The organism is Syntrophaceticus schinkii (assembly GCF_000946815.1).
GTDB lineage: Bacteria > Bacillota > DSM-12270 > Thermacetogeniales > Thermacetogeniaceae > Syntrophaceticus > Syntrophaceticus schinkii.
The window spans coordinates 1-25,834 of sequence record NZ_CDRZ01000242.1 but is presented as its reverse complement, the minus strand read 5'-3'; the positions used below and the strand labels follow the sequence as shown (position 1 = coordinate 25,834).

At 47.2% G+C, this 25,834-nt stretch carries 26 protein-coding genes and 1 pseudogene; all 27 read right to left on the bottom strand.

The window, feature by feature from the left end:
• Positions 1–91: 91 nt before the first annotated feature.
• Positions 92–223, bottom strand: coding sequence for a DUF2344 domain-containing protein (locus SSCH_RS21960; RefSeq protein ID WP_084711082.1), 132 nt, complete (start codon positions 221–223; stop codon positions 92–94).
• A 3-nt stretch (positions 224–226) separates the two neighbouring features.
• Complete coding sequence (locus tag SSCH_RS09905; protein WP_044665315.1) at positions 227–2,086, bottom strand: TIGR03960 family B12-binding radical SAM protein; 1,860 nt, start codon at positions 2,084–2,086, stop codon at positions 227–229.
• A gap of 207 nt (positions 2,087–2,293) precedes the next feature.
• Positions 2,294–2,959: a murein hydrolase activator EnvC family protein gene (locus SSCH_RS16770; RefSeq protein ID WP_052835546.1), complete on the bottom strand. Its 666-nt coding sequence runs from the start codon at positions 2,957–2,959 to the stop codon at positions 2,294–2,296.
• 49 nt (positions 2,960–3,008) lie between these two features.
• A complete protein-coding gene (gene rodA / locus SSCH_RS09895) occupies positions 3,009–4,172 on the bottom strand; it encodes a rod shape-determining protein RodA (RefSeq protein ID WP_044665314.1) in 1,164 nt (387 codons plus the stop codon).
• A gap of 72 nt (positions 4,173–4,244) precedes the next feature.
• Positions 4,245–4,520 carry a cell division topological specificity factor MinE gene (minE, locus tag SSCH_RS09890; RefSeq protein WP_044665313.1) on the bottom strand — a complete coding sequence of 92 codons (276 nt, stop codon included), beginning with the start codon at positions 4,518–4,520 and terminating at the stop codon, positions 4,245–4,247.
• Between the two features lie 15 nt (positions 4,521–4,535).
• On the bottom strand, positions 4,536–5,336 hold the full coding sequence (minD, locus tag SSCH_RS09885; protein WP_044665312.1) for a septum site-determining protein MinD: 801 nt from the start codon (positions 5,334–5,336) through the stop codon (positions 4,536–4,538).
• Positions 5,337–6,245 carry a septum site-determining protein MinC gene (gene minC, locus SSCH_RS17630; protein ID WP_084711080.1) on the bottom strand — a complete coding sequence of 303 codons (909 nt, stop codon included), beginning with the start codon at positions 6,243–6,245 and terminating at the stop codon, positions 5,337–5,339. It lies immediately after the preceding gene.
• A gap of 185 nt (positions 6,246–6,430) precedes the next feature.
• A complete protein-coding gene (mrdA, locus tag SSCH_RS09875; RefSeq protein WP_269746175.1) occupies positions 6,431–8,353 on the bottom strand; it encodes a penicillin-binding protein 2 in 1,923 nt (640 codons plus the stop codon).
• Between the two features lie 13 nt (positions 8,354–8,366).
• Positions 8,367–8,672: a hypothetical protein gene (locus SSCH_RS21045; RefSeq protein WP_052835544.1), complete on the bottom strand. Its 306-nt coding sequence runs from the start codon at positions 8,670–8,672 to the stop codon at positions 8,367–8,369.
• Between the two features lie 6 nt (positions 8,673–8,678).
• Positions 8,679–9,215: a rod shape-determining protein MreD gene (gene mreD, locus SSCH_RS09870; protein WP_052835543.1), complete on the bottom strand. Its 537-nt coding sequence runs from the start codon at positions 9,213–9,215 to the stop codon at positions 8,679–8,681.
• 214 nt (positions 9,216–9,429) lie between these two features.
• Positions 9,430–10,248: a rod shape-determining protein MreC gene (gene mreC, locus SSCH_RS09865; RefSeq protein WP_052835542.1), complete on the bottom strand. Its 819-nt coding sequence runs from the start codon at positions 10,246–10,248 to the stop codon at positions 9,430–9,432.
• Positions 10,249–10,259: 11 nt separating this feature from the next.
• Complete coding sequence (locus tag SSCH_RS09860; RefSeq protein ID WP_044665311.1) at positions 10,260–11,279, bottom strand: rod shape-determining protein; 1,020 nt, start codon at positions 11,277–11,279, stop codon at positions 10,260–10,262.
• A gap of 24 nt (positions 11,280–11,303) precedes the next feature.
• Positions 11,304–11,999, bottom strand: coding sequence for a RadC family protein (gene radC, locus SSCH_RS09855; protein WP_044665310.1), 696 nt, complete (start codon positions 11,997–11,999; stop codon positions 11,304–11,306).
• Entirely contained in the window at positions 11,969–12,571 is a 603-nt protein-coding gene (locus tag SSCH_RS09850; protein WP_044665309.1) for a Maf family protein, read from the bottom strand. The genes radC and SSCH_RS09850 overlap by 31 nt, the downstream gene beginning before the upstream one ends.
• A gap of 12 nt (positions 12,572–12,583) precedes the next feature.
• Positions 12,584–12,841, bottom strand: coding sequence for a DUF4321 domain-containing protein (locus tag SSCH_RS09845; protein WP_044665308.1), 258 nt, complete (start codon positions 12,839–12,841; stop codon positions 12,584–12,586).
• A gap of 135 nt (positions 12,842–12,976) precedes the next feature.
• Positions 12,977–13,675, bottom strand: coding sequence for a redox-sensing transcriptional repressor Rex (locus tag SSCH_RS09840; RefSeq protein ID WP_269746174.1), 699 nt, complete (start codon positions 13,673–13,675; stop codon positions 12,977–12,979).
• Between the two features lie 119 nt (positions 13,676–13,794).
• Positions 13,795–14,634 (bottom strand): bifunctional folylpolyglutamate synthase/dihydrofolate synthase, encoded by an 840-nt coding sequence (locus SSCH_RS20275; protein ID WP_232294333.1) that lies wholly within the window; start codon positions 14,632–14,634, stop codon positions 13,795–13,797.
• Positions 14,624–15,205 carry a bifunctional folylpolyglutamate synthase/dihydrofolate synthase gene (locus SSCH_RS20270; RefSeq protein WP_232294332.1) on the bottom strand — a complete coding sequence of 194 codons (582 nt, stop codon included), beginning with the start codon at positions 15,203–15,205 and terminating at the stop codon, positions 14,624–14,626. Before SSCH_RS20270 ends, SSCH_RS20275 begins: the two co-directional genes overlap by 11 nt.
• A gap of 222 nt (positions 15,206–15,427) precedes the next feature.
• Positions 15,428–15,649, bottom strand: a complete 222-nt coding sequence (locus SSCH_RS20265) for a hypothetical protein (RefSeq protein ID WP_232294331.1) — start codon at positions 15,647–15,649, stop codon at positions 15,428–15,430.
• Between the two features lie 4 nt (positions 15,650–15,653).
• Positions 15,654–17,513 (bottom strand): ASKHA domain-containing protein, encoded by a 1,860-nt coding sequence (locus tag SSCH_RS09830; protein WP_044665307.1) that lies wholly within the window; start codon positions 17,511–17,513, stop codon positions 15,654–15,656.
• Positions 17,514–18,002: 489 nt separating this feature from the next.
• Positions 18,003–19,559: a BCCT family transporter gene (locus SSCH_RS09825; protein ID WP_044665317.1), complete on the bottom strand. Its 1,557-nt coding sequence runs from the start codon at positions 19,557–19,559 to the stop codon at positions 18,003–18,005.
• A 181-nt stretch (positions 19,560–19,740) separates the two neighbouring features.
• Entirely contained in the window at positions 19,741–20,535 is a 795-nt protein-coding gene (locus SSCH_RS09820) for a methyltetrahydrofolate cobalamin methyltransferase (RefSeq protein ID WP_044665306.1), read from the bottom strand.
• A gap of 91 nt (positions 20,536–20,626) precedes the next feature.
• Positions 20,627–22,060 (bottom strand): trimethylamine methyltransferase family protein, encoded by a 1,434-nt coding sequence (locus tag SSCH_RS09815; RefSeq protein WP_044665305.1) that lies wholly within the window; start codon positions 22,058–22,060, stop codon positions 20,627–20,629.
• A gap of 67 nt (positions 22,061–22,127) precedes the next feature.
• Positions 22,128–22,766, bottom strand: a complete 639-nt coding sequence (locus SSCH_RS09810) for a corrinoid protein (RefSeq protein ID WP_044665304.1) — start codon at positions 22,764–22,766, stop codon at positions 22,128–22,130.
• A gap of 101 nt (positions 22,767–22,867) precedes the next feature.
• Positions 22,868–24,448, bottom strand: coding sequence for an L-carnitine/gamma-butyrobetaine antiporter (gene caiT / locus SSCH_RS09805; protein ID WP_052835541.1), 1,581 nt, complete (start codon positions 24,446–24,448; stop codon positions 22,868–22,870).
• Between the two features lie 748 nt (positions 24,449–25,196).
• Complete coding sequence (locus SSCH_RS21955) at positions 25,197–25,646, bottom strand: AAA-type ATPase lid domain-containing protein (protein WP_408645725.1); 450 nt, start codon at positions 25,644–25,646, stop codon at positions 25,197–25,199.
• 15 nt (positions 25,647–25,661) lie between these two features.
• Positions 25,662–25,745 (bottom strand): annotated as a pseudogene (locus tag SSCH_RS21035) (sigma 54-interacting transcriptional regulator); the annotation flags it as partial.
• Positions 25,746–25,834 lie beyond the last annotated feature (89 nt).

Genomic DNA, 25,834 nt, shown 5'->3' with positions numbered 1-25,834 from the left:
TAATTCCAGATCCATATACTTCCCGCAATCCCGCCACACCCCACTCCTAAACGGGGGGGCCCAAAAAGAAAAAGCTTCACGGGCGCGGTAATTAATACCCCCTTGTATAAGTAAGTGGGAAAGAAGCCCGCCGTAAGGCCCGCTGCATTGCTGTCATCAACTCGCGGTGGGAAAGAAAACGTGCTCTATCTTGTTTAGCGTATTGAAGACGGTAGACAGGCACCCCTCATCCCCTCCCCTCAACCAAATGAGTGGCCACACCTAAGGATGCACAGACCCCACATTCCCCACAGACCTGGCGGCAGTCCGGAGTTGTTTCCCCTGCCAGTGCCCTCTCATGCTCGCGAATCAGATATTCCTTGGAAACCCCTGAATCGATCAGCTCCCAGGGCAGCACCTCATCATAAGCAAAACACCTTGTGGCATAATGATCGGGGTTAAGACCAGCAGCCTGAAAACTATCCATCCAGAGGGGGAAGCGAAGATGCTCAGTCCATCCGTCAAACCGGCAGCCCCTTAAAAATGCTCCTTCCAGAACCGCGGCCATATCACGGTCACCGCGAGCAAAACATGCCTCTAAAAAGCTGGTTTCAATATTGTGCCAGTTGTAAATCGCCCTGCTCTTCTTGATGAGGGATCTTACGAATTCATGTTTTTCCTTGAGAAGATCTCTTGCGTCCTGGCCCTCCCACTGAAAAGGAGTATGTGCCTTGGGTACAAAGGAGGAAGCGCTGACGGTCACACGCAGCCTTTTCCTATTATGGCAACGCCCCTTTCCTACCTTGATTACACTTTCTACAAGGTCAGCGATGCCCTCCAGGTCCTCCTTTGTTTCTGTAGGCAGCCCTACCATAAAATAAAGTTTAATGGCAAACCAGCCAGCCTCTAAAGCAGCCTCCACCGCATCTATCAGATCACCGGCAGTAACCCCCTTGTTGATTACATCCCGCAGACGCTGGCTTCCTGCCTCCGGAGCTAAGGTAATACTGGTCCGGCGCCCGGGGAGATTTTTTGCTGTTTTCACACTGAAGGAATCCACACGCAGTGAAGGGAGCGAAAGCCCGGTTCTGGTCGCCTCACACCCTCCGGCTAATCGCGGGATCAGATCCTGGATATCGCTGTAATCAAGACTGCTTAAAGAAACGAGGGAGACCTCCTCAAACCCGGTGTTCTTGACGATCTCCCCAGCCTGGGAAAGAAGTGTCTCAGGTGATCTTTCCCTCACCGGCCGGTAGATCATCCCCGCCTGACAAAAGCGGCAGCCACGGGTACACCCGCGAAACACCTCCAGCATCCCCCGCTCATGAACAGCCTCAGCCAGTGGTACAAGTGGGGACAAAGGGAAATAGGCGGTATCGAGGTCATCCAGTACACGCCGAGGCACCCGCTCCGGTGCCCGAGGATGCAGAGGGACTACTTCTTTTATTCTACCATCATTTGTGTATTCTTTGCGATAAAAAGATGGAATATAGATGCCAGGAACGTCTAATAGACGCTCCAGCATTTCCTGTCTGGACGCCCTCGACCGGCCACCCTTGACCTCACCGGCCGCCTCCAAGATCTCCAGAATACCCTCTTCACCCTCTCCGATCAAAAAAGCATCGATAAAGGGAGCAATGGGTTCCGGGTTAAAGGCATTCGGTCCCCCGGCAATAACCAGGGGGTGGTGGTCACGGCGCTCCTCTGCGCGGTAAGGGATACCTGCCAGATCAAGCATATTGAGCACATTGGTAAAGGTCAGCTCATACTGCAGTGTAAACCCGATAACATCGAAATCCATAAGGGGTCTGTGGGATTCCAGGCTGAACAGAGGCAGACCGTTCTTGCGCAGTTCACCCTCCATATCCAAAGCCGGGGCAAAAACCCTCTCCATCAGGAAATCATCCCGGCTGTTCACCAGACCATATAAAATCTGCAGCCCCAAATGTGACATCCCCACCTCATAGAGATCGGGAAAGGCAAAAACCATTTTTACCGCAGCATGACCCCAGTTTTTGCGAACTGCATTCCATTCGGTACCTAGATATCGGGCGGGCCTGCGCACCCGTGGTAAGATCTCTTCCAAAATTACTTGCTCTAAAGTCACAAATACTGCCTCCTAAAAAAACAGAAGTCAGATACCGGAAGTCTGAGAAATATGCACGTGCGCCAGGAACCGTCCCCTATGCATCTTTCCCACTTCCCACATCTCATTTCACCAACCACTAATTTATAGCTTATTTTATTATTCTCCCCATTACAAGGAAATAAATAAAAAGTTGGTGCCTGGCACCAACCTATTAACTTATTTATCTTACTGCTGAAGCCGTAAAATGGGGTCAACCAGGCGCTCCCCCTCCCTGAGTTGAAAGTAAAAGAGTGTATCTGCGGCAGTACCGATAACCTGGCCCTGGACCACCTCCTGCCCGGCTTTGACACCGGTCTCTCCCAGCCTTCCATACAGTGTGGCACAGTCGTGGTCATGCTCTATGAGAATAACCTTTCCTATCTTCGTATCTGCCATCACACTGATCACCTTCCCCGGGAACACGGCCCGCACAAGGGTTCCCTCAGTCACAGCCAGTTCAATACCCTCACTGAAGTACGGCCAATTTGAGGAGTCTTTTTGCCAGCCAAACCCCCTGACAAGCTTCCCGGAGACAGGAAGGTCCGGCAGTTTTCCAGGTGTGCTGACCTCCACATCTAAATCCTGTTTTGGCTTGCTCCCAAGAGTTGGCAGCTTTGGTACCCACTTGAATGCCTTCCCCATACTTTTTTTATATCCGGAAAAATCATAGTTTTTTGTCAGCAAATAGTTAACACCACTGCGCACAGCTCGCCCTGGTGCTCCACCGTAAGCGGAAATCCCTAAGACGATCCCAAAGATCAGCAGGGCTGCTGCCAGCCGCAGGCAAAAACCTCTAATCCTGTGTGCCCGCTGCATGGAATTGGAAGCTGCAAAACCGAATGACCTGTTCATCTGCAACCACCTCTCGTTTTTATATATGGCTGCAGATGGTTGAATATAACTAGAACAACATATTTTCCCTGCGCAGCTGCACACTTAAGATGAGGCCTATTGCAGCCAGATTGGTGATCATAAAGCTGCCGCCGTGGCTCAGGAAGGGCAAAGGTATTCCGGTAACAGGCATCACTCCGATGGCCATCCCCACGTTTTCAAAGATATGGAACATCCACATACAGACAATACCACCTACTATAAGCCTTCCAAATAAATCCCGGGAGCGAAAGGCCGTACGGATCGTCCTCGAGATCAGGATATAGTAAAGCAGCAGGACGAATGCCGCTCCTACAAAACCGAGCTCTTCCCCTACAACGGAAAAGATAAAATCCGTATGGTGCTCCGGCAAAAAATTCAGCTGTACCTGGGTGCCGTGGTAAAGCCCCTTTCCCAAGAGCCCCCCGGAACCGACAGCCACCAGGGACTGGATAATATGATAGCCTGTATCATGTGGATCTTTATAGGGATCGATAAAGGCAGTCAGGCGGTTGATCTGGTGGTCCTTTAAGGGAAGAGGAAGCTCCAAGGGGGATAAATGCAAGCCCACAGCCAATACAACCACAGCCAGTCCTGTGCCGATAATGCCCAACAAAAGGCTGGGTTTGGCACCTGCTATGAAGAGCATGCCAAAAAGGATAACTACAAAAACAAGTGCTGTACCCAGATCCTGGAGAACAATCAATAAAAAGGGCACAGAAAAATAGAGAAAAGAAGGAATCAGATCCTTGAGTGTCCTTAATTCACCCTGCCTTTTCACAAGAAAGGATGCAAAGCAGATGATCATCATAATTTTTCCAAATTCTGAGGGCTGGAAGACAAATGGCCCCAATGAAAGCCACTGCCGTGCCCCATGAGAGACAATACCTTTGATATCAACAACAACCAGCAGGATAATTAACAAAAGGTAGATGTATTTATCGAACCGCATCAGTTTTGTGTAATCAAAGGAAATAATAATAACAGCACAGATAACCCCCAGTCCGATGGAAATCAGGTGTTTTTTCACATAGAACAGGGGGTCCGCGGCTATGTTGGCAGTAGCACTGCTCAGAATAAGCAGGCTCAGGCCCATAATCAGAATAATGTTCCCGATTAAAACATAATCAAGATTTTTTAATAGGCGCTTGTTGAAGGCCAACTCCTGCCTCTCCCTTCCTGTAACGGACTCCATTATTATAATAATCTATTCCTGTGATGGCGTCCATTATTTATGGAAGGAAGATCAAGGACAGGGAGATCATTTTTAGTGACTGGGCAGTCTCTTCATTCTGAGTACCGGGATATTGGCCACCAGAGCTACACACTTTTTGTCCTGTTCCAGGTTGATCTCCATCTGATCTTCATCGATCTCCATATAGTCTTTGATGACATTCATCAGATCCGACCTCAGTTCTTCCAGCACCTGTGGAGAAAGATCCAGGCGGTCATGCATGAGCACAAGACGTAGTCTTTCTTGTGCAACATTTTTGCTTGATTTAAGCGAATCCCTACCAAAAATACGCTGCAGTAATTCTAACAATTGCATCTCCTCCGATCACCCCGTTCGTAGCCCCAGCAGACGCCGGACACGATTCATAAAGCCTCCCCTGTTTTCAAGATCCAGCAAGGGAACCTCATCACCGGCGATGCGGCGTGCTATATTGCGATAGGCCTCCCCGGCTCTGGAGGCTGAGTTCAGCACCGCGGGTTCTCCCTTATTTGTCGAAATAATTATGGACTCGTCATCGGGAACAATTCCCAGCAAATCAATGGCCAGGTGTTCGATCACATCTTCAACATCAAGCATATCTCCCATTCTTACCATCTTGGGTCGAATCCTGTTTAAAACCAGGAGGGGATCCTTGATTTCCGATGCCTCCAAAAGTCCGATAATGCGGTCGGCATCCCGTACTGCCGCCACTTCGGGTGTTGTGACAACAATAGCTTTATCAGCGCCGGCGATTGCGTTTCTAAACCCCTGTTCAATCCCGGCAGGGCAGTCCATGAGAATAAAATCATTCTCCTTTTTAAGCTCCTCACAAAGCGCTTTCATCTGTTCAGGATTAACAGCTGTTTTGTCTTTCGTCTGAGCAGCCGGCAGGAGATGGAGGTTCTCTAAACGGCGGTCGCGTATTAAAGCCTGCCTCATCCGGCAGCGTTCATGTGCCAAATCCACCAGGTCGTAAACGATTCGGTTTTCTAACCCCAAAACCACATCGAGGTTCCGCAGCCCGATATCAGCATCCACCAACACCACCCGAAAACCCTGCATAGCCAGTGCGGTGCCAATATTAGCAGTTGTGGTGGTCTTTCCTACCCCACCCTTACCAGAAGTAATTACATAAGCTTCACCCATTTAAGCTCCCCCTTTATGATCGCCCCTGTGATTACGGTCGTACCCGGGCTGGTACTGTTCAATAATTACAATCCCATCTTCTACTCTGGCTATTTCCGGCTGGAAAGGTATAGAAAAATCCCCTTCCGGCGCTCGCGTAATGTACCCTGCAATACGCAACTGCGCAGGTTCCAGTCGCAGTGCCGCTACAATTACATCATCTCTGCCAAGTGCCCCGGCGTGGGCAATACCCCTAAAGGTACCCATAACAATAATGTTACCCCCGGCTATCACTTCGCCTCCTGGGTTGACATCTCCCAAGACAACCACATTCCCCGGATAAAAAACCCTCTGTCCTGAGCGAATGGTGCGCTGTACCAGAATCGTCTGTTCCTGAGATATAATATCATCTCGCGTCTGGCGTACCGGAGTATAAAGAATTACCGGAATATCTTCTTTTTCTTCTTCTTTTTCTCCTTTCTTTATTTCCTCGGACTCTAAAGTGTACTCCCTGGTGCACGGCTGCTCCTCCACAGTATGGAAAGCCTCTATTGTCGCAGCTGTCTCCTCTTGAACCTCAACTTGCGCCTTAGTTTTACGGTCTTTCTTCTTCCTTCGACTGCGCCAGGATGTCACTTCTTTTGCATCCTCAGCCACTCTTTTCACCCCCTGGTCATTCCCTCTATTACCTGCCATAATACAGCGCAGGTGCAGTTTGTGGGACACGAGTATTCTCCTCAAGTCCGATAATTGCTGGGAGTTAAAATTCCTTGTACCGACATCAATGCTAACTGTGGACCCCTCCAGAAAACTATCTGCTTCCTGGAGTTTTTCCACAAAGCGATTTAAAACTCTTTGAAAATCCTCATCCGGATCCAGTTCGATGATCAGTCCGGAACGCTTCCCTTTTATTGTTACAAGGTCTACCATGCCCGGATGCTGTTCCCTCCAATCCCACTTCTTTCGATAGATGTTTTCTATCTGCGGCTTTTCTATTCCTGCCTTAACTAAAAAAAAAACCGAAGAAATATTCCTCGTTTTTCCAGCCTTTTTTTCTTTGCTTTGACATTATTAGCTAACCTGCTTGAAAAACAGAGGTCGGATGTCGGATGTCGTTAGTCGCTGGGAGGCACCTCATTTGCGGGATTCCCATTATCCCCCTGATCACTGTTCCCAGAATTACCACTATCACCATCATCTCCATTATTCCCATTATTGCCATCGCTTCCGTTATCTCCGGTATCCCGGTTATTCTCGGTGCCTCCGGTATTCCCATTAGCAGGAGGAGGACTCGTCGGGTCAGCCGGGGTGGTTGTTGTCGGTTGAGGTGTAGTGGATGGCCTGGACGGGGTGACAGGTGTACTCTCGGTCACCTCACCATTCCCAACCTCTTGATCCAGGCCAAAGTATGTTTCAAATACCGCTTTGGCTATTGGGCCGGCGGATGTAGAACCATGATAGCCCTCCTCTATAATCCCGGCGAAGGCTATTTCCGGGTTATCAGCCGGGGCGAAAGCGATAAACACACCGTGGTAGATATCTTTACCCCATCCTGATTCTGCGGTTCCTGTTTTAGCAGCCACCTTGATGGGAAAATCATTGAAAACACCGTAAGCTGTGCCCCCGATCTCAGCTACTTTCTTCATCCCTTCACGAACCATGGCCAGGTTTTCCGCTGAGGCATCCACCTGGTTTATGACATGGGGTTTAAATTCTGAGATAACCTTGCCATCAGGCGATTCGATCCGCTGCACCAGGTAGGGTCGCATCAGCTTGCCCCCATTTGCAATAGCAGCAGTATAATTAGCCAGACCCATGGGGGTAAATTCGTTTGCCCCTTGGCCGAAGGATAAGATATATGTGTCATGGGGTCGCCACTTGACATCATAGTTGTATTTAATCTGATATTCATTTTTCAAAACCCGCTGTTCATCCTTTTTACGGAAAATGAGATCATTCTTTTCCTGCTCGCTTGTTGCCTCTTTGAGCAATTGATCATACTTCTTTTCGATCTCCTCCTGTTTATCCTGATACCACTTCTCCAGGATAGGCAATTGTGCGGCTTCCTTTTTCTCGGGGTTGGAGGAGCTTCCGGAAACCTCCCCTGGCAGATCAACCCCTGTTTTCTGATCCAATCCCAGTTCCTGAATATACTTGTAAATTATATCGATCCCGGCACGCCTTCCCGCTTCGATAAAATAGATATTACAGGACGCAGCCATACCCCGTAAAAAATCAACTCGCCCGTGTGCCTTGGTGCATCTCGTATTCGTCTCCGACCAGACACCCTTACAGTTGAAGACGTCAGACGCCTTTACTTTTCCTGATTCCAAGCCGGCTAGCCCTGTAACCGGTTTAAAAGTGGACCCCGGGGGATATTTGCTGCTGATCACCCTGTTCTGCATAACTGATTTCTTGCCCTCTCCTGGATTGATGTATTCCTGTACAGCCTTTGTAGAAACCGGGGGCACCAGTTTATTGGGGTCAAAACTGGGGCGGCTGGTCATAGCCAAAATGGCTCCGGTTTTCACATCGATCACCACAGCGGCTCCCGCACTTTTTTTGAGCTGTTCCAGAGATTTATCCATACTCTCTTCCAGGGTCTTCTGTAAATCGTTATCCAGGGTCAATACCAATTTGTTTCCCTGTTCCGGCTCAACTCTTTTCAGGTTCTCGTTAGAGATCGGGCGGCCGTTGACATCCACCTCAACCTGGCGAAAGCCGTTTTTACCGCGTAAGCTTTTTTCATACTGGGCCTCCAGACCAAACCTGCCGATCAGATCACCCTGTTTGTAGTATTCATCATTCTTCAATTCATCCTCACTGATTTCCCCGATATGGCCTATTACATGGCTTGCCATAAAATTTTCCGGGTAAAAGCGAACCATCTCTTTATCAATGATCACCCCTTTGAGGTCCTGTCTTCTTTCCTCAAGGCATGTCACAACCTCGATGGGGATATCCCGCTTGATCACCACCGGCTCATAAGAGCGCTCTTTGTGTTCATCCAAGATCTGCTTAATATAGTTGGTATCGATCTCCGGATAAAATTCATTTAAGTAGCATCGCCAGATTTTCTATAGTTTGCTCCATAGCTTCTGTGCCAGTTTGCTGCCGAACAAGGGAAACCGTATTCACGATCTTATTTGCAGCCAGCACCTTACCGTTGCAGTCAGTGATATCACCCCTGGGCGCATGGATAGGCAGCAGGCGAAACTGGTTCTGCTCCGCCTTTGTTCGGTAAATAGAAGTCTCTAAGAGCTGAAGGGTGACCAACCTCATGATTAGGATGCAAAAAAGAAGAACGGTAAACCACTGAAAAAACTTATACTTTTTCCGTAATTTCTTATCATCCATTTACACTCACCCGTAAAAACTATTTTGGTAGTTACCTGATTTAGGTTTCTTCATGTGACAGAAAAGCTGCATGAAGGGATAATAAAGCAAAAAAGTAAGAATAATATTGTAGATGGCTTCTGCAAAGGTAGTTCGCGTCATCTGAATAAGGGTTAAGGGAAAGGAGCCACATAACCCCCTCCCTAAAAAATAGACGGCATTATATACAAACGTACCACCGAAAACGAGTAAAATCGGCACTATGGGGTTATCTTTAAAAAACTTTCCTTCCAGTTGTCCCACCAAATATCCCGTCAGAAGACCGCTCAACGCACAAAGACCCAAATAGCGAGAGATAACAAGATCTTGTAAAAAGCCCACGATAAACCCTGTTACCCCTCCTACTGTGGAGTTGCTGAACAGTGCTGTAAAAATAACTAATATTAAAAGCAGATCAGGCATCACACCCCTGAACTGCATGAGGGGAAGAACGGTCGTCTGTAGAATTAAGGCAAGGATAAAGGAAAAAAGGATCAGTAGGGAACGCCAAAATCTATCCTGCAAAATTCTTCCCTCCCCGAAAAGCAGATATCTGAATAAAAATATATGTCTGATAAAAATAGATGTCTGATGCCGGAAATCGGAGGTCGGAAATTCCCAGGAACTGCTTAGTGCTGGTAACACCACATGCCCGACTTCGGCATTGTTTTCACTATTGTGCTGGTTTTGCCTTTAGATTTTTAGAAAAATCATTATGAGAGACAGCTCTGGAATAATTTTATTGGGACTGCTTAGATCCAGTAATCAGGAACAGTTCCTCCAGGCGGTCGAAATCCACGAGGGGTTGTACCAGAGCAACCTTGTTGACCCCACCGCCCTCTACTTTGATAATTTTTCCGATGGGCAGCCCCGGGGGAAAAATGCCTCCCATCCCGGAAGTAACAACCATTTCCCCCTCTTCAAGCTGTGCATCATAAGGAAGGGAAATCATCTTTAAAAGCCCAGGGCCCTCTTCTGTCCCCTCTACAATTCCCGGTGTTCTACTTTCTTGAACCATTGCCCCGGCTGCACCCTCACGGTCAAGAATAAGCAGAACCTCAGCAGTACTGGGACCTACAGCGATCACCTTACCTACCAGACCGGCATTAGATACGGCAACCATGTTTTTCTGCACACCATCCTTGCTGCCGCGGTCAATAACCACCATGCTGGACAGTGTATTAGGAGCACGGCTGATTACCCTGGCGCCGAGTAAACTATAATGCTCAGCATAGCGTTCTTTGAAATCAAGCAGCTCCAGCAGCCTCTGGTTTTCCAAAACATACTCTTGTAAGCGGTTGTTTTCCCAGGTCAGTTCCCGTAACTGGTTACGCAAGTCCTCATTCTCGGCGCTGATCCGGCGGGCATGCCCGATGTACTCAAAATAATCCCCCGCACTATGCCAGGATCGCATGACAGCACCCTGTACCGGGGCTAGCAGTTCATTAAAAAAAATACCCCCGGTAAAAAGAGATGTAAGGCGAGCCAAAGCAACACAAAACACAGCAATGACCAGGAGTACAGCCATCTTTTTATGTAATGTGGAACGTTTTTTCAAAGACAATCACCCTAACGAGCAGATCTTGCTGCCATCACACGTTTTAAGATATCGATATTCTCCAGAGCTTTTCCTGTTCCAAGAGCTACCGCATAAAGCGGCTCCTCTGCCATCAAAACTGGAATTCCAGTTTGCTGGCTTACCAGTTGATCCAGGTTGCGAAGCAGCGCCCCTCCTCCTGCCAGGACAATACCGCGATCCATGATATCTGCAGCCAGTTCCGGAGGTGTCTTTTCCAGACAGACCTTGATGCCGTCCACTATACTGGTTACAGTCTCTTCCAGAGCGCTGTAAATTTCTTCTGAGGTAATTTCTACTGTTTTCGGTAAACCTGTTACCAGGTCACGTCCACGTACCTGGTAAGTTTCTATCTCCTCATCCATGAGTGCAGAACCTATTTTAATTTTTATATCTTCAGCGGTTCTTTCCCCGATCATCAGGTTATAAACACGCTTGATATGCTGTACAATAGCCTCATCCATTTCATCTCCGGCAACCCGGATCGATTTGCTGGTTACGATCCCACCCAGGGAAATCACCGCCACTTCAGTGGTCCCCCCTCCAATGTCGACAATCATGTTTCCTGTGGGTTCCTGAACCGGCAGCCCTGCTCCGATTGCTGCAGCCATGGGTTCTTCAATGAGGTATGCTTCTTTAGCTCCGGCCTGCAGAGCAGCCTCCCGGACAGCCCTTTCTTCAACTGCGGTCACACCGGAGGGAGTGCTGACTACCACTCGCGGGCGCACCAGTGGATTGCGCTTCTGCATGGCCCGACCGATAAAGTAACGCAGCATGCTCTGGGTAACATCAAAATCTGCGATCACACCGTCTTTCATCGGTCTGATGGCAATGATGTTGCCCGGCGTACGCCCGATCATCTTCTTGGCCTCTTCCCCGACTGCCAAGATTTCCCCTGTGTCACGGCGAATAGCTACAACAGAGGGTTCCATGAGAATAATCCCTTTTCCCTTGTAATGTACTAGAGTATTTGCAGTGCCCAAATCGATCCCTAGATCTTTAACGAATAACACGTTATTAGCTCCTTCCTAATAAAATCAGATCAAACCCTTCTCCCTGAAGCTGGAAAAGACATGATCCCCGATTATAATATGATCAAGAATTTCAATACCTATTACTCTTCCTGCTTCACACAACCGCTGCGTAATCTCAATGTCCTCCGGACTCGGAGACGGGTCACCGCTGGGATGGTTGTGCACCAGAATAATTGCCGCGGCACTTCTCTGAATTGCCCTTTTAAAGACCTCTCTGGGGTGCACAAGAGATGCATTGAGGCTGCCTATGGACACTGTCTCGATCCCCAGCACCCGATTTTTAGTGTTAAGTAAAACCACCCGGAAATGCTCCCGGTCGAGGTAACACATCTCTTCCATGACCAGGAAACCTGCTTCCTCCGGAGTATGAATCACAGGCTTTAAATCCGGTTCAAGACAAGCCAGCCGCTTCCCCAACTCAAAGGCAGCCTTGATCTGAGCAGCCTTGGCCAATCCCACTCCCTTGATCTGGCACAGCTCATCGAAATCGGCTTCCACCAGAAAGCGCAGTCCGCGAGGTTCAAGCAGAATACGGTGTGCCAGCTGGATAGCAGATTCCTGCTTCACTCCGGTGCCCAGAATAATAGCAAGCAGTTCTGCTGCGGAAAGGGCACCTGGGCCTGCTTCCCTCAGTCTCTCTCGCGGCCTTAAACCTTCGGGCATATTTTTTATGGTGAGGCCATATTCAGCCTCCGACATAACAGATCCACCCCAAACTCCCTGAACATTTCCGGAAGTTTGCTCAAGGGAAGCCCTACTACATTAAAGTAGCATCCCTGGATGCCTTCAACGAGAAGGGCACCTAATCCCTGGATCCCATAGGCGCCGGCCTTGTCCATGGGTTCCCCGGTGGCAACATAACCTGCAATTTCTTCATCAGTTAAATCACGAAACCGAACTCCAGTAGTAACAGCTTCTCCCCTGATCAATTTCCGACTCTCCTGGCACAACACAACACCACTCACCACTTGATGGGTGCGCCCGGATAAAAACTTCAGCATCTGATAAGCATCCCTTATATCACGTGGTTTTCCTAGAACCCGTCCCTCACAGCAAACAGCGGTATCTGCTCCCAGGACAATCGCCTCCGGGTAAAGACGGGAGACGGAATGCGCCTTCAGATTTGCCAGTTGAACAGCAGTTTCCTGAGGCACACAACCCGGGTCAACAACCTCTTCTACACAGCTGGGAATCACCTGAAAGTCAAGACAGATCTGCTTTAATAAAGATTCCCTGCGTGGAGAAGCTGATGCCAGGATGATCTGCTGCATAATACCAGTCCTTTATAATCGACGGTAAATTAAAAAAGCCAGAATAAAACCTAACACACCGAAAAGATTGATCTTGACGGTAAAGCCCAGAGTCAAAGTAAGCACATCCAGATGCAGGGTTGTCACTGGCAGCCCTATGCTCCTGGCAGTAGCCAAAATTCGCAGGGCAGGAATCCCGCTTAAAAGATCCCCGATCAGACTTCCGAGGATCCCACCTAAAATCAACAGGATAACCAGCAACCAGGGGCTGCGGTAACTCCCCTTCATCATAGCTCACCCATTCTATTATTGGCATTTTTTTATTTGTCTTTAAGTCTACCATTTTAAACGATGAGATACAAGATTGCACTCTGTTGAAGTTTGCCCAGATTACAACAGAACCGGAGCAGATTCCCATCCGGTTTCCTATACACCTACATCTTCACATTCTGTCAATTCAAAAGTAAGGTTGAAGGCAAGCACTTCCAGGTGCAGGGAAAAATCTACGTTACGTACAATAATATCAGCAGGCAAATTAATGACATGGGGAGAGAAATTTAATATTGCTTTAACACCGGCCTTAACCAGGCGTTCACCGACCTCCTGCGCAGCAACGGCAGGTACGGTAATGATCCCTATTCGCACATTTTCCTTTTTTATTACCCGTTCGAGGTGTTCCATGGGCAGCACCTTAATGCTGCCAAAACGATTGCCGATGGGGTTGGGATCCACATCAAATACTCCGACAATATGGAATCCCCTGATATTAAACCCTTCATAAAGAGCCAGGGCGGATCCCAGTTTGCCCGCCCCAACCAGCACCGAAGGCCACTTCTGGTTCAGACCCAGGATACGCCTGACATGGCCACAGAGTTCCTCCACATTATAACCGACACCACGAGTGCCGAACTCTCCAAAGTAGGCGAGGTCCTTGCGTACCTGTGCAGGGCTTACCCCGGCACCTTCAGCAATATCACCAGAGGAGGTCGTCACAATATCACGTTTTTGAAGATTTTCTAATAATCGTGAATATACCGCCAGCCGCATAACAGTCGCTTCTGGTATTCTCATTTTCTTCACAACATACCTGGTTTCCCAAACTCGCTTTGAAGTCCGGCGCTGCATTCCGGTCCAGTGGAATGGGAAGTTCAAAAGGAAACCCAGGTTTTGCACCTCCCTTTGATTTAGTTTATTCATGATCAAGCCAATTTACTTAAATAATCATAACGCTTTGTCTTTGCACTTCAGGCGTTTTTCTGCACAGGGGAAAACTTCTCCAGCAGATATCCCCTTGCTTCGGCCACCATATAAAAGGAACCTGTAATACAGATCATGTCTTGATCATCAGCTTCCTTAATGGCTTCAGCCACTGCTTGAGAAATCTCCTCAATTACACGGACACTCTCTACATACTTGCGTGCCTCATCAGCCAGCTTTTCCCAATCACCAGCCCGCGGGCTCAAGGGTTTGGTGATAATAACCATGGAGGCAAGGGGAGCAAGTTCAGCCACCACCTTTTCCCGCTCTTTATCCCCCAGCATTCCCAGCACCAGGATAAGATTACGGTAATCATAAATCTCCTTTAATGCAGCACTCAATGTACGAGCACCGTCATAATTGTGGGACACATCAAGCATCACCATCGGTTTCTGATGCAGCAGTTCCAGACGTGCCGGCCAGCAGCTCCGCGCAAAACCGGCACAAAGCTGCCCATCTGTGATGCAAACACCATGATTATGTCGCAGAAACTCGATCACCCCCAGGGCAGTTGCAGCGTTCACAGCCTGGTACTGTCCCGCCAAAGGAACACACAGGTCGCGGTAAACCCCCCAGGGGGTTGTTATGTCAAAGGATGTCAAGAAAGGTGTGGCCTCCTTTAACTCCCATTGGATCTCCTTTCCCACTTCCAGCAGGGTTGCCTCCTTTTCCCGACAGCGCTCTCTGATAACTTTAAGGGCCTCGGGATACCAGGCGGCAGTAACCACATGCCCGCCTTCCTTAATAATTCCTGCCTTTATATAAGCTATTTCAGCGATTGTTTCACCAAGGTAATCCATATGATCAAAGGTAACATTACTGATCACAGAAACAAGGGAATTCTCCACCACATTTGTAGAATCGATCCCTCCCCCCCATCCCTACCTCCAATACCAGAAAGTCAACCTTTTCTTCAAAGAAATAAAGAAGACCCAGGGCTGTACACACCTCAAATTCAGTAGGGTGTTCATGCCCCTCGGCCACCATTTTCTCAAGGATGGGTTTGAGCCGCCCCATCAGGGCCGCAAAGCGCTCCTCTGTAATGGGCTGGTGATTGATCATATAGCGCTCTGTATAGGAATGGAGATGAGGGGAAATAAACAGCCCCACCCGGTAGCCCGCTTCCTCCAGGATGCGGGCTACCATCATAGCAATAGACCCCTTGCCATTGGTGCCCCCCACATGGATCACCCGCAGAGAACGCTCGGGGTTGCCCAGCAGAGACATGAGATACTGAATCCGCCCCAGTCCGGGATTGCAGCCGAATTTCGTGAGATCAGTTAAAAAATTAAGTGCTTCTTCATAATTCACTTCTCTGCCTGGTTTCTCAAAGCCCCAATAATTTAATGTGAGTATTCTGGCACCACAGCACCGGGGAGGGAAACGCAGGCTCTCCACCTGCCTTCTTGATCAAGTTTTCACTAATACATCCTTGGAATATTCGACATAAGTTATGTACATCCTTCATAAACTTTAAAAATGCACCGGGGACGGTTCCTGGCGCATTTCTGAGAGATGCGACATCCGACCTCCGGCGTCCGACATCTATTTTGGCATCCATGCCGCCCAGTCGACAACAGCGGATAATGAAAATAGTAGCCAAAGTCCTGTAATGTTGTTTTACACATGCACTGGGGGTTGTCCCCTTGTTTTCCGGCATCCGACATCTATTTTGGGGACGGTTCCTGGTGCATCCGGCCACTTCCATAGAGTTCCCCTGGACCAGCCGTAGGAACCGTCCCCATGGTCGGCCAGACTGGTGCATCCTGCCCTCTTCAGATTTTTCCCCGAACAAAAAAGAGCCCTTGCCACAAAGGCAGGACTCTTCATGGTTCTTTTCATATACTCAAATACGCTGTTCTTCTTCAGGAAAATAGAGCGCCTTGCTGAAGATTTCCGTAAACTTCGGATAGGCAGCCAGTTCCTCGTATTCCATAAAACCGGTGATGTGTGCGGCTCTTCTGTACTCTGCAGCAGAAACAAGGGCCACCTTCGCACCGGTTCCCGCGGCATTGCCCACAGGCCTTACCCTGTCCTCCAGGCAAGAGGGGATCAAACCGATGGCACAGGCGCTGTGCTTATCCAGGTAGTTCCCAAACGCTCCGGCAAGTATTACTTCGAAGACATCTTCAGGCCGGATCCCGTACTTCTCCAAAAGTATCTCCACTCCGGAAGCAATCGCCCCCTTGGCCAGCTGGAGCTCTCGCACATCACGCTGAGTGATGAATAAGGGCCTGCCGTGGACCGTCTCCTCTGCTGCGGCCAGCATAAAGGAGTTCATGCCCTCATGTTCTACAACACGACTGGCAAACCTTTCAGCCCTGGTACCAGGTAACTGATCACCGGAGAGAATCCTCCCTCTGTGATCTATTATTCCCGCAGCAAGCATAACAGCAATGGCATCGATCAGCCCTGAGCCACAGATACCCTTCGGTTTTCCGTCACCGATGGTGGTGTAGGTAATGTCTTCACCTAGCTGAACACTGTCGATAGCGCCCTTTGTCCCCCGCATCCCACAGCTGATCTGTGCCCCTTCAAAAGCGGGGCCTGCAGCTGTGGAACAGGCTAAAAGCCGGTCCCTGGTGCCCAGAACCATCTCTCCATTGGTGCCGATATCGATGGCCAACCTGATTTCACTGCTCTGGTCCATCTCTGTAGCTAAAATAACACCCACAGTATCTGCACCGACAAAGCCGGCGATATTGGGCAGCACATAGACCTTTCCGGCAGGGTTGATCTCAATTCCTAAAGTTCGCGCTTCCACATCCTGAGGGGACCCCGTTACAGGCACATAGGGTGCCAGGGCAATGTGTTTAGGATCGAGGCCAAGGAATAAGTGGTGCATACAGGAATTACCCACAACTGTGACTGCATAGACATCCTCTCTCAGATACCCTGCATTACTCACAGCCTCTTCGATAATCCTGTTCATTGCTTCTATAATGACGTTTTGCAGCCTTTCCAGTCCACCTGCTTCCTGTCCGACATAGGTGATCCTGGAAATGACATCAGCACCATATTTGGTCTGGGGGTTCATAGCTGACGCGACTCCCAGCTGTTTCCCGGTCAGAAGATCCATCAGATAACCCACAACTGTTGTGGTGCCGATATCAAAGGCCATCCCCAGCATCCTTCCTGCGGTATCCCCTGCCTCCACTCCTGCTACCTCATTCCCGGAGATAATCGCTGTACAGGAAAACTTCTTTTCCCGCAACACACCAGGCAGAGCCTGGAGGGCCGAATGGGATATCACATAGCCCCGCTCACTGGTTTCTGCAGCCAAAACACTCCGCAGCCGGTCCCAGTCAGGTCGCTGGTCCTCTAAAGAAGGCGGAGGTACCTCACAGTAAAGTTTGCGCAGGTGGGGTTTTAACTTCATCTTTCTCTCAGCGGCATCAACCAGAATTTTGTGTCCCTCAGCCTCTGCCAAGGGAAGTTCAACAACGAGGTCATCCTGAACTTTTATAGTACAAGCCAACCGGAAGCCCGCCCTGATCTCATCCTCATCCAAATGATCACGATCAGCATCTGAGGGGGGAACAGACCCCTTCAGAATCTGCAACCGACACTTTCCACATCTTCCCCTTCCCCCACAAGGGAAATCAAAATCCAGTTCAGCAATATCCATGGCCTTTTTCAAGGGAGTACCAACAGGTATTTCGATCTCTTTGTTCATCGGGCAAAAGATTATTTTGCAGTTTTTCATCAGCGATCAAGACCTCCTTGTCAAAGTGCGAGGTAAAGAAAGATTTTTTTGAAAACCGATCCCTATCTTAGCTATTCCAGTATTATAGTTGCCTTTGTTTCTTCCCAGAAGGAAGGCCAAATTACATTGATCATTTAATTTCGACATAGTTTGCAGTTATTCCTCTAGACGCGGTGAGACGCGGGGACGGTTCTCGCGTCTCACTCGCGTCTCATCCTTTCGGGGCAATTCAGGGTATATACAAGGACAATAACCAGATGGGTTTTCTGTTTTGCTGTTTTGTGGTGATAAAAAGGAAGGATATTGCGATTCTAGAGGTACTCATGAGGAAGTGAGACGCGGGGACGGTTCTCGAGTCTTTCTCGCGTCTCTCGCGTCTCCTCTTCTAATAGCATTCCCACACGGCAACAAGGATCAACCGCACAGGCCTTAGATTATTTCCTGTCTGCCAAAGCAATAAAGCACGCCTGGCCGCGGTCTGAATCAGTATTAATCTCTCACTTTATCCGGTATATCGATAGTAAGCTTCTTGGGACTTAAGAACCCAAAGTCTTCTTTCAGCATCTTAAAGCCAGAGAATGTCAACACAATTAAAACCGGTGCTAAAGGAACAGCAGCAATAATTGAAGACAGCTGCACCGGCTTTAATCCACCAACAAGAAGCAGTCCCATAGAAACTACGCCAAGAATAACTGCCCAAAATATTCTGTTCCAGCGGGCGGGCTGCTCATCCCCCCGGAGTTCCTTGGTACTGATAGAGGCCAACGAATAGGATGCAGAAGCCAGTGTTGTTGCCATGAAGACAAAACACAGGATGGTATATACTACCATAACAACACCACTTAGGGGGATGCTCTTGAGAACAGCAACAATCGCCGCGTACTGACCGCTATCTGCTAATATCTGTGATACCGGAACAATATTGCTCCAATCCAGGTAAAGAGAAAAGCCACCGAATATTGCGAAAAACACCCAACAACCAAGAGTACCCCATACGCATTCTGCAAGAACTACTTCTCTAATAATACGTCCCCGGGAAATTCGGGCCACATACAATCCCATCATAGGGGCATAAGCGATCCACCAGGCCCAATAAAAGATTGTCCAAGATTGAGGAAAACCGCTCTTAGTAATCGGGTCCAGCCAGAAGGACATGCGTAAGAGATTATTGAATAACAGCCCAATACTGTTAGACCACATAGATAATATAAAAACAGTGGGCCCTGCCAACAGCACAAATGCTATCAAAGCTATCGCCAGATAAATATTAATGTCGCTCAGAACTTTAATACCTTTATGAAGCCCTTTAAATAAACTGAATCCAAACAATAACACCCATAATACCAGGATAAAAACATTAAGTCCCAGGGATTGCTGAATTCCAAACATTTCTGAAAACATGGTAGATACCAGCGGTACCGCAAGGCCAAGGGATGTCCCTACAGCTCCCACCAAACCGAACATAACAATGATATCAATCAGCACACCCGCCCAGCCATCGACAAGATCCCCTAAAATAGCTCGGCAAGAGGTGCTAATTCTCAGTGATGGTTCTTTTCGCACATAAACAGCATAAGCAATAGGTATTGTGGGCAGGCAGTAGATAGCCCAGGCACTGAATCCCCAGTGAAACTGCCCATACATATGCGCCCATTCAAAAGCCATTTGAGAATGAGGTCTCACTCCAAAAGGAGGGGCATTAAGATAATAAATGGGTTCAATGATCGACCATAACATAATACCGATGCCGATCCCTGCTGCAAAAAGCATTGCGACCCAGCTAAAATTAGAGAATTCAGGTTTATCCTCCGCACTGCCGAGCTTCACATGCCCATACCTGCCAAAAGCCAACCACATTAAAACAACAAAACAAAATGCACCGAAAAGCAGGAAAAACCACCCGAACTTTGAGGTTATAAAGGACCAGCAGCTTGCTACAGCAACCTCTCCTGCTTCGGGCCAGATGGCAAGCGGCACACTCAAACCAAGCACAACTATCAAAGCAGGCCAGAATACAGCCGGGTTGATCTGACCTCTTTTTTCCATTATTATACCCCCAGTCAGATTATTAAGCTGGTACCACATAAAAAAATTTCTCATATATTTGATTAAGTTATTTTCATCGATTATTTTAGTAGCGGGCTCATCTATCATATTTGAACCCGCTACCTTTATATCCCCCCGAAGCTATCGGTTATTACTATTCCGCAGTACGATCCGATTTAATCTATTCGAACTTCTTTTTGCGGTAAGCTTTTAAATAGTTCATACAATAATCATCGCGTCCCGCGAGGGTTTCCGCTGCAATAAGATTTTGTATCATCTTGCTGTCAAGGGGGTTAATAATCAGAGCATCTAATCCCCTGGCAATAGCCATCACTGCAAAGGTCTGATTCAGCATCTGGCGCAGCGGCAGCCCATAAGAGATATTGGAGAGCCCACAAATTGTATGAACACCCTTAAACCTTGTCATTATCTCGTCAACCGCATTCAGAAATTCATCCCCGAAGGTACTCTTTGTAGAAACAGGTTGTACCAGCGGATCCACATAAATGTTATCCAATGGGATATTGTTTTTAACAAGATCATTGATCAGTTGATCTGCAATCTTGACCCTGTCCTCTGTTGTTTCCGGCATTCCTTCATCACTCATGCACAGAGCAACAACCTTTAAATCGGTTCCGGCAACAACCGGTAAAAGCGCATTATATCTATCTTTTTCCAAAGAAATAGAGTTGATCATTGCTGTCCCTTTGTGAACAGAAAGGGCATTTTCAATAGCTTTTGGGTCAGGGCTGTCAATACAGCAAGGGGCATCTACCGCTCCCTGTACAGTTTTAACAAGCCACTGCAGATAACCGGCCTCCTGCCCTACAAAGATCCCGGCGTTGACATCGATGTAGTTAGCACCGGCCTCATGCTGATCTACAGCCAATTTCTTGATCGCTTCAGCATCCTGTGCGCTGATTGCTTCCCCTACAGCCTTGCGGCTGGCATTGATCAATTCACCTACGATAATCATTATCAACCATCCTTTCTCAAGGAGTGCCTTTACTTAATGTAATTACCGGGCCACAGTAGTAATCTCTGCAGCCCGGTATTAGTTTTTTTTGTTACTTATTCTCCAATGCTTTCTGAGCTTTGTCAATAATCTTATTCAGCTCAGCATCCACTTCCTTGCTCAAAGGCTCAACCTGATGTGTTGCAAGGATTTCTTTTGCTTTATTTTTGGCCACTTCCTCAAGCCTCATCTGACCATTTGTCTCCCATGTTTCATAAGGTGCACGCTGGCAAATAATCGGTCTCCAAATCTCCTGGCCGGATCTCATATGTTTCCTGGTATGTTTTTCTCCGAGGAAGTTGCCGTCACCATTAACCACTTTTTCAATAACATCCAGAGCTATTGTATCGTCATTAATATTAAGACCTTTGATTGTCCACTGAACAATGGAGGACAATTCATCATCAATAACTAACATTTCATAACTACCGATTAAAGCGTTATCCACGGAACCCGCAGAGCCACAAACATCAATCCCAATCAGTGCTGGAACTAATGCATTGTAGAGGTGTTCATACCCACTCTGGGCATCGGCAACCTTGGATGCACCTGTGTAGCAGCCGCAGCCTGCCGGCAGACCAAAGGATTTTGCAAGTTGAATGTTAAGGCCTCCACCAAGACCCATTTCAGGAATCGCCCATAGTGCTACACCAGACTGCATTTCCATCAGCCCACCGGACCTGGGAGATACAATTACATGATGGCCGGGATCCATCAACTGGCTGGTGATAACACCCACTAAAAGTTCTGCCATATGCTGAACGACAGTACCCGCAATTGTAATTGGAGATGTTGCTCCCATCAGAGGGGCCGGGTCCATTCCAAGGGGAAGTCCTGCTTCAACAACATCCATCAGTGCCTCAGCTGGTCCCTTGCCATAATCCAGCGGACTTAACGGTGATACCTCATAATAGCCTAACCCTTTTTCCTTCAACTCTTTTTCGCTTCCAGCCACAGCCAGCAGAACCTCATGAACGTAAGGCCACTCATCATGTGACTCCAGGCAGAGACGGAAAGGCTTGGTAGAATTACGCAGGAGTGTAGCTGTTTCCAGTGTTACCAGAGACTCCTGTGGAACATCTTTTGGGAAGATCGGTGCCGCAATATTGATATGGTCCAAAGCGTCAGCTAAACGGGTAAAATCTTCAAGGTCCTTAAGGGTAGCGTCCCTTCTCTCCCCTGTATCCAAATCCATCATTGAGGGCATACCAATACAAACCTGAGCATTGGCCTTATTCTTACCCATCTCTACTACATGTTCGCCGCCCCTGCCGGTAACTGTCCACTCTTGAGGTACAGTCTTTAAGGCTTTGTCAATAACAGGCTGTGGGAAAACAATCCGTCCATTCTTTTCTTTACAACCATTATCAAGCAGGAAGCTGCGAAACTTATCTGAAGTTGTCGCGATACCTATATTATTAAGAATATTCAAGGTTGCTTCCCGCATCTTGTTAAGTTCAGCTTCTGAAACCAATTCAAATTTCACTGATACTCACCCCTCCATTATTATCGTTATCTTTTTCCTGCTCAGACAAACTGCAATTATTATCTTTTTATAACAGGTTCTTGGCTACTCTCACAGCACCGATGGCATCTTCAGCGTATCCGTCAGCACCAATTTTATCTGCCCAGCTTTGACTGATTGGTGCCCCACCGATCATAACTTTTACCTGCTCCCGCATGCCTTCTTCTTTTAAATACTCAATAATTTCCTCTTGCCGCCCAACAGTTGATGTGAGCAGAGCAGATATTCCAACAATATCCGGGTTAAGTCTCTTAATTTCCTCAGCAAATTTACTTGTAGGCACATCAACTCCCAGGTCATATACCTCAAATCCGGCTGCTTTAAGCATTATGATTACGATGTTTTTACCTATAGAGTGAAGGTCGCCTTCTACAGTGCCCATAATCACTCTGCCAACAAACTCCCTTTCTGCCCCAGCCAACAATGGTTCCAGAATCTCTATTCCAGCCTCCATGGCTTTGGCACCTAACAGCAGGTCCGGTAAAAAGTATTCCCCAGCGCCGAATCGCTCGCCAACCACATTAATGCCTGTTGTTAACCCATCATTGATAATCTGTACAGGCTCCATCCCTGTGTCTAAAGCCTTCTTTGTCAGTTCAACAGTTAATTCATCATCACCCTCTGCTACTGCATCAGCCAATTTTTTCATGATTTCTGCCTTTTCCATTTAGAGCACCTCCTGGTTTTTTTTGTTTTGATGAGATCTACTTACATTTTGATAGTTATACAGCTTACTTTAAAATGCAGGCAAACACCTCCACTTAATAATTAGCTGCTTTCAGATTCCCAGGCATGTTTTTCACCCCAGGAATGTGAATCCCCCCAGCCTTTTTTACTCTCTTTAAAGAAAGATATCAGAATAATTGTTGCCACTATCATCATGGGGAACGAACTAACAACTACAAACATCTGCAAAGGTTTTAACCCACCGGCAATCATTAAGGACAGTGTAACTGCACCGATTGCCAGGGACCAGAAGATCCTGGTCCATCCCGCGGGCTCTTCATCACTCCGCATATTTTTCATGGTCGCCATAGCACAGGTATAAGCCCCACCGTTCAACAGTGTTACAGTTGAAACAAAGGCCAGCGCCAGGAAAATAAAGAGTGTTACAGCCGGCCAGGGGAGAGTGCTCCAAATCTGCACAATCGCCGCACTATCCCCAGCACTATTCATAATGTCAACAACAGGCAAGACACCCTTATTGAAAATATCGGTGGCGTAATTTCCAAGCACAGCAAAGAACATCCAGGCTCCAAAGCTTGCAGCACCTACACATCCTAAAGCAACCTCTCTGACCGTTCTTCCTCTGGATATCCTGGCATAATAAATACCCATATATATTGCATAGGTTAGATACCAGGCATAATAGAAGATCGTCCAGGCTTGCGGAAAACCGGTGGTTTGCAGGGGATCAGTATGTAAAGCCATTTTTCCAAAATTCTGCAAGATGGTTCCGATAGCATCGGTAAAGTTATTGAGCATAAATGATGTTGGCCCGACCACCAAAACCACACCGATAACAATAAAGCTCAGCCAAATCCTCGCTAACCCCATATATTTGATGCCTTTTTGCAAACCGCTGTAGACAGCGATCGCTATGATCACTGACCAAATAATGATCAGTACGATATCCATTGTTAGGTTGTATTCAAGATGGAAATACTTCGCTATCAAATGCCCAGCCAAAGGTGTTGCCAGACCAATCGATGTTCCTACACCGGCAACCAGGGCGATGACGTAAAAAATATCGATTACCTTCCCCAGCCAACCATAGACGCGATCCCCCAAAACCGCATGACAGGCAACACTCGGCCGGAATACATCCATCTTTTTCACAAAGATAAAATAGCCAAACAATACTCCACAGAGTGCGTACAATGAATTAGTTATAAAACCCCAGTGAAACAGGCCATAAGAAGATGCCCATTCCTGTGCGGCAAGTGAAAATGGTTTCGCCCCAAAAGGTGGCGCTGATACATAGTAAAAGTATTCAATGGTACCCCAGTACAACAACGCGCCACCTGTCGCGGCAGTAAAAAGCATTACCAGCCATGTGAAGGTAGAAAATTCTGGTTTTTCACCACCAAGGCGCATGCTGCCATATTTACTGAATATTAAGTAAATGAGAATCCCCATTACTATTAAGAAGAACCAGCCATAAGACCAGCCAAGGGGCCCTGATAAGAAATCAAACCCTTTCTTCATTACGGCATTACCTCTGGCCGGATCACTTATTACAAAAGCACTAAATAATATCAACAGAATTAATGGAGGCCAAAACATCCACGGCTCAATTTGTAACTTTCTTTTTGGTTCATTTGTTGCTGTATTATTTGATTCAGCCAATTACTTCACCCCTTACTATTACAGTTGCAAGCTTTTAAACTCTCTGAATAAATCTATTGCCGTGCTTTGTCAATTTATTAGTTTCGCCTGCTACTTCTTACCCTTACCTGTGACTTCACAACCTCTTTAGAGAAAACACCCCCCTTGTCTGACAAATTTCAAATATTAATAAAAACCGACAACCACACAGGTGACTGGACAACAAATAATTTTAGAAGGCGTTTTCTGGATAGAGTGCTGTGTAATAACCTGCAACAATAAGTACAATTTGAGTTCGGGTGCTAGAGCAATGAGTTCATTAAACGCTGCTACATATCTTGGGCAAACTTTTAGAGTTTCGGCTGTTTTTTGATTGGACAAAGCAATTATATTACTGCATTTAGACAGTGTATTTTGGAGCGAATTCTGGTTACAATTTAACAGCGCCCAGTCTCCCTATGTGGTTGTCAAAGACCTTTTTGCAGACATCTTAATCTTGCCTTTTATATAATGCAAAGCGCATGCCATCGATGCTATTATTAAAAAAAACCTATTTTTACAGCAAAACAATACACAAAATAAGATACAGGCGTGTCATAAACGACACGCCTGTATCAAAAATGACACGCAATTTGTATCATAATCAATACGCTTATTCCTTTTTCAGACTTCAGGGACAGCAATATCCCCGATAAAAACACCAAAACGCAGTGGTTTTGATACCACTGCGTTTTTAGTAACTTGATGCGCTAGCCAGTACAAAAATATACTAACAATATTTCCTGATCAAACGAGCTGCTTTGGAATGGCTGATCTTTAATGCCTTCGCCACCTTGCGAGAACTGCCAAATCTCTCAACAGCATTGGTAATGAGCTCCTTTTCCACTTTCTCTATAACTCGATCAAACGACATATCTGAAGGAAACGATGATATATCCGGAGCATTCAGGGTGTTTGGGATATTGGGATTTTTCTTAAATTTCTCTCTCTGCATTAATGTTAAGTGGCACGGTTTTATTTCATATTCCCGCACAATGACCACCAGTCTCTCAATAAAATTCTCTAATTCACGTACATTCCCAGGCCAGCTATACTGGCAGAGAATATCCATACACTCCTTAGAAATATCTCGACAAACATTATATTTAGCATTGAATTTTCCTAGAAAATACGATGTTAAGGCTCGTACATCTTCAGGACGCTCCTTTAACGGAGGAATGTTGATTTCTATGACATTCAGGCGGTAAAAAAGGTCCTCTCTAAATTCACCTTTGCCAATCATCTCAAGCAAATCACGGTTCGTAGCAGATAATACCCTGACATCAGCAGTTCTTCATTTCGGTGCCACCTACCGGGATACTACGTGCCGATTCCATGATAAAATCGTAAGTACTCATTTGCCTGCAG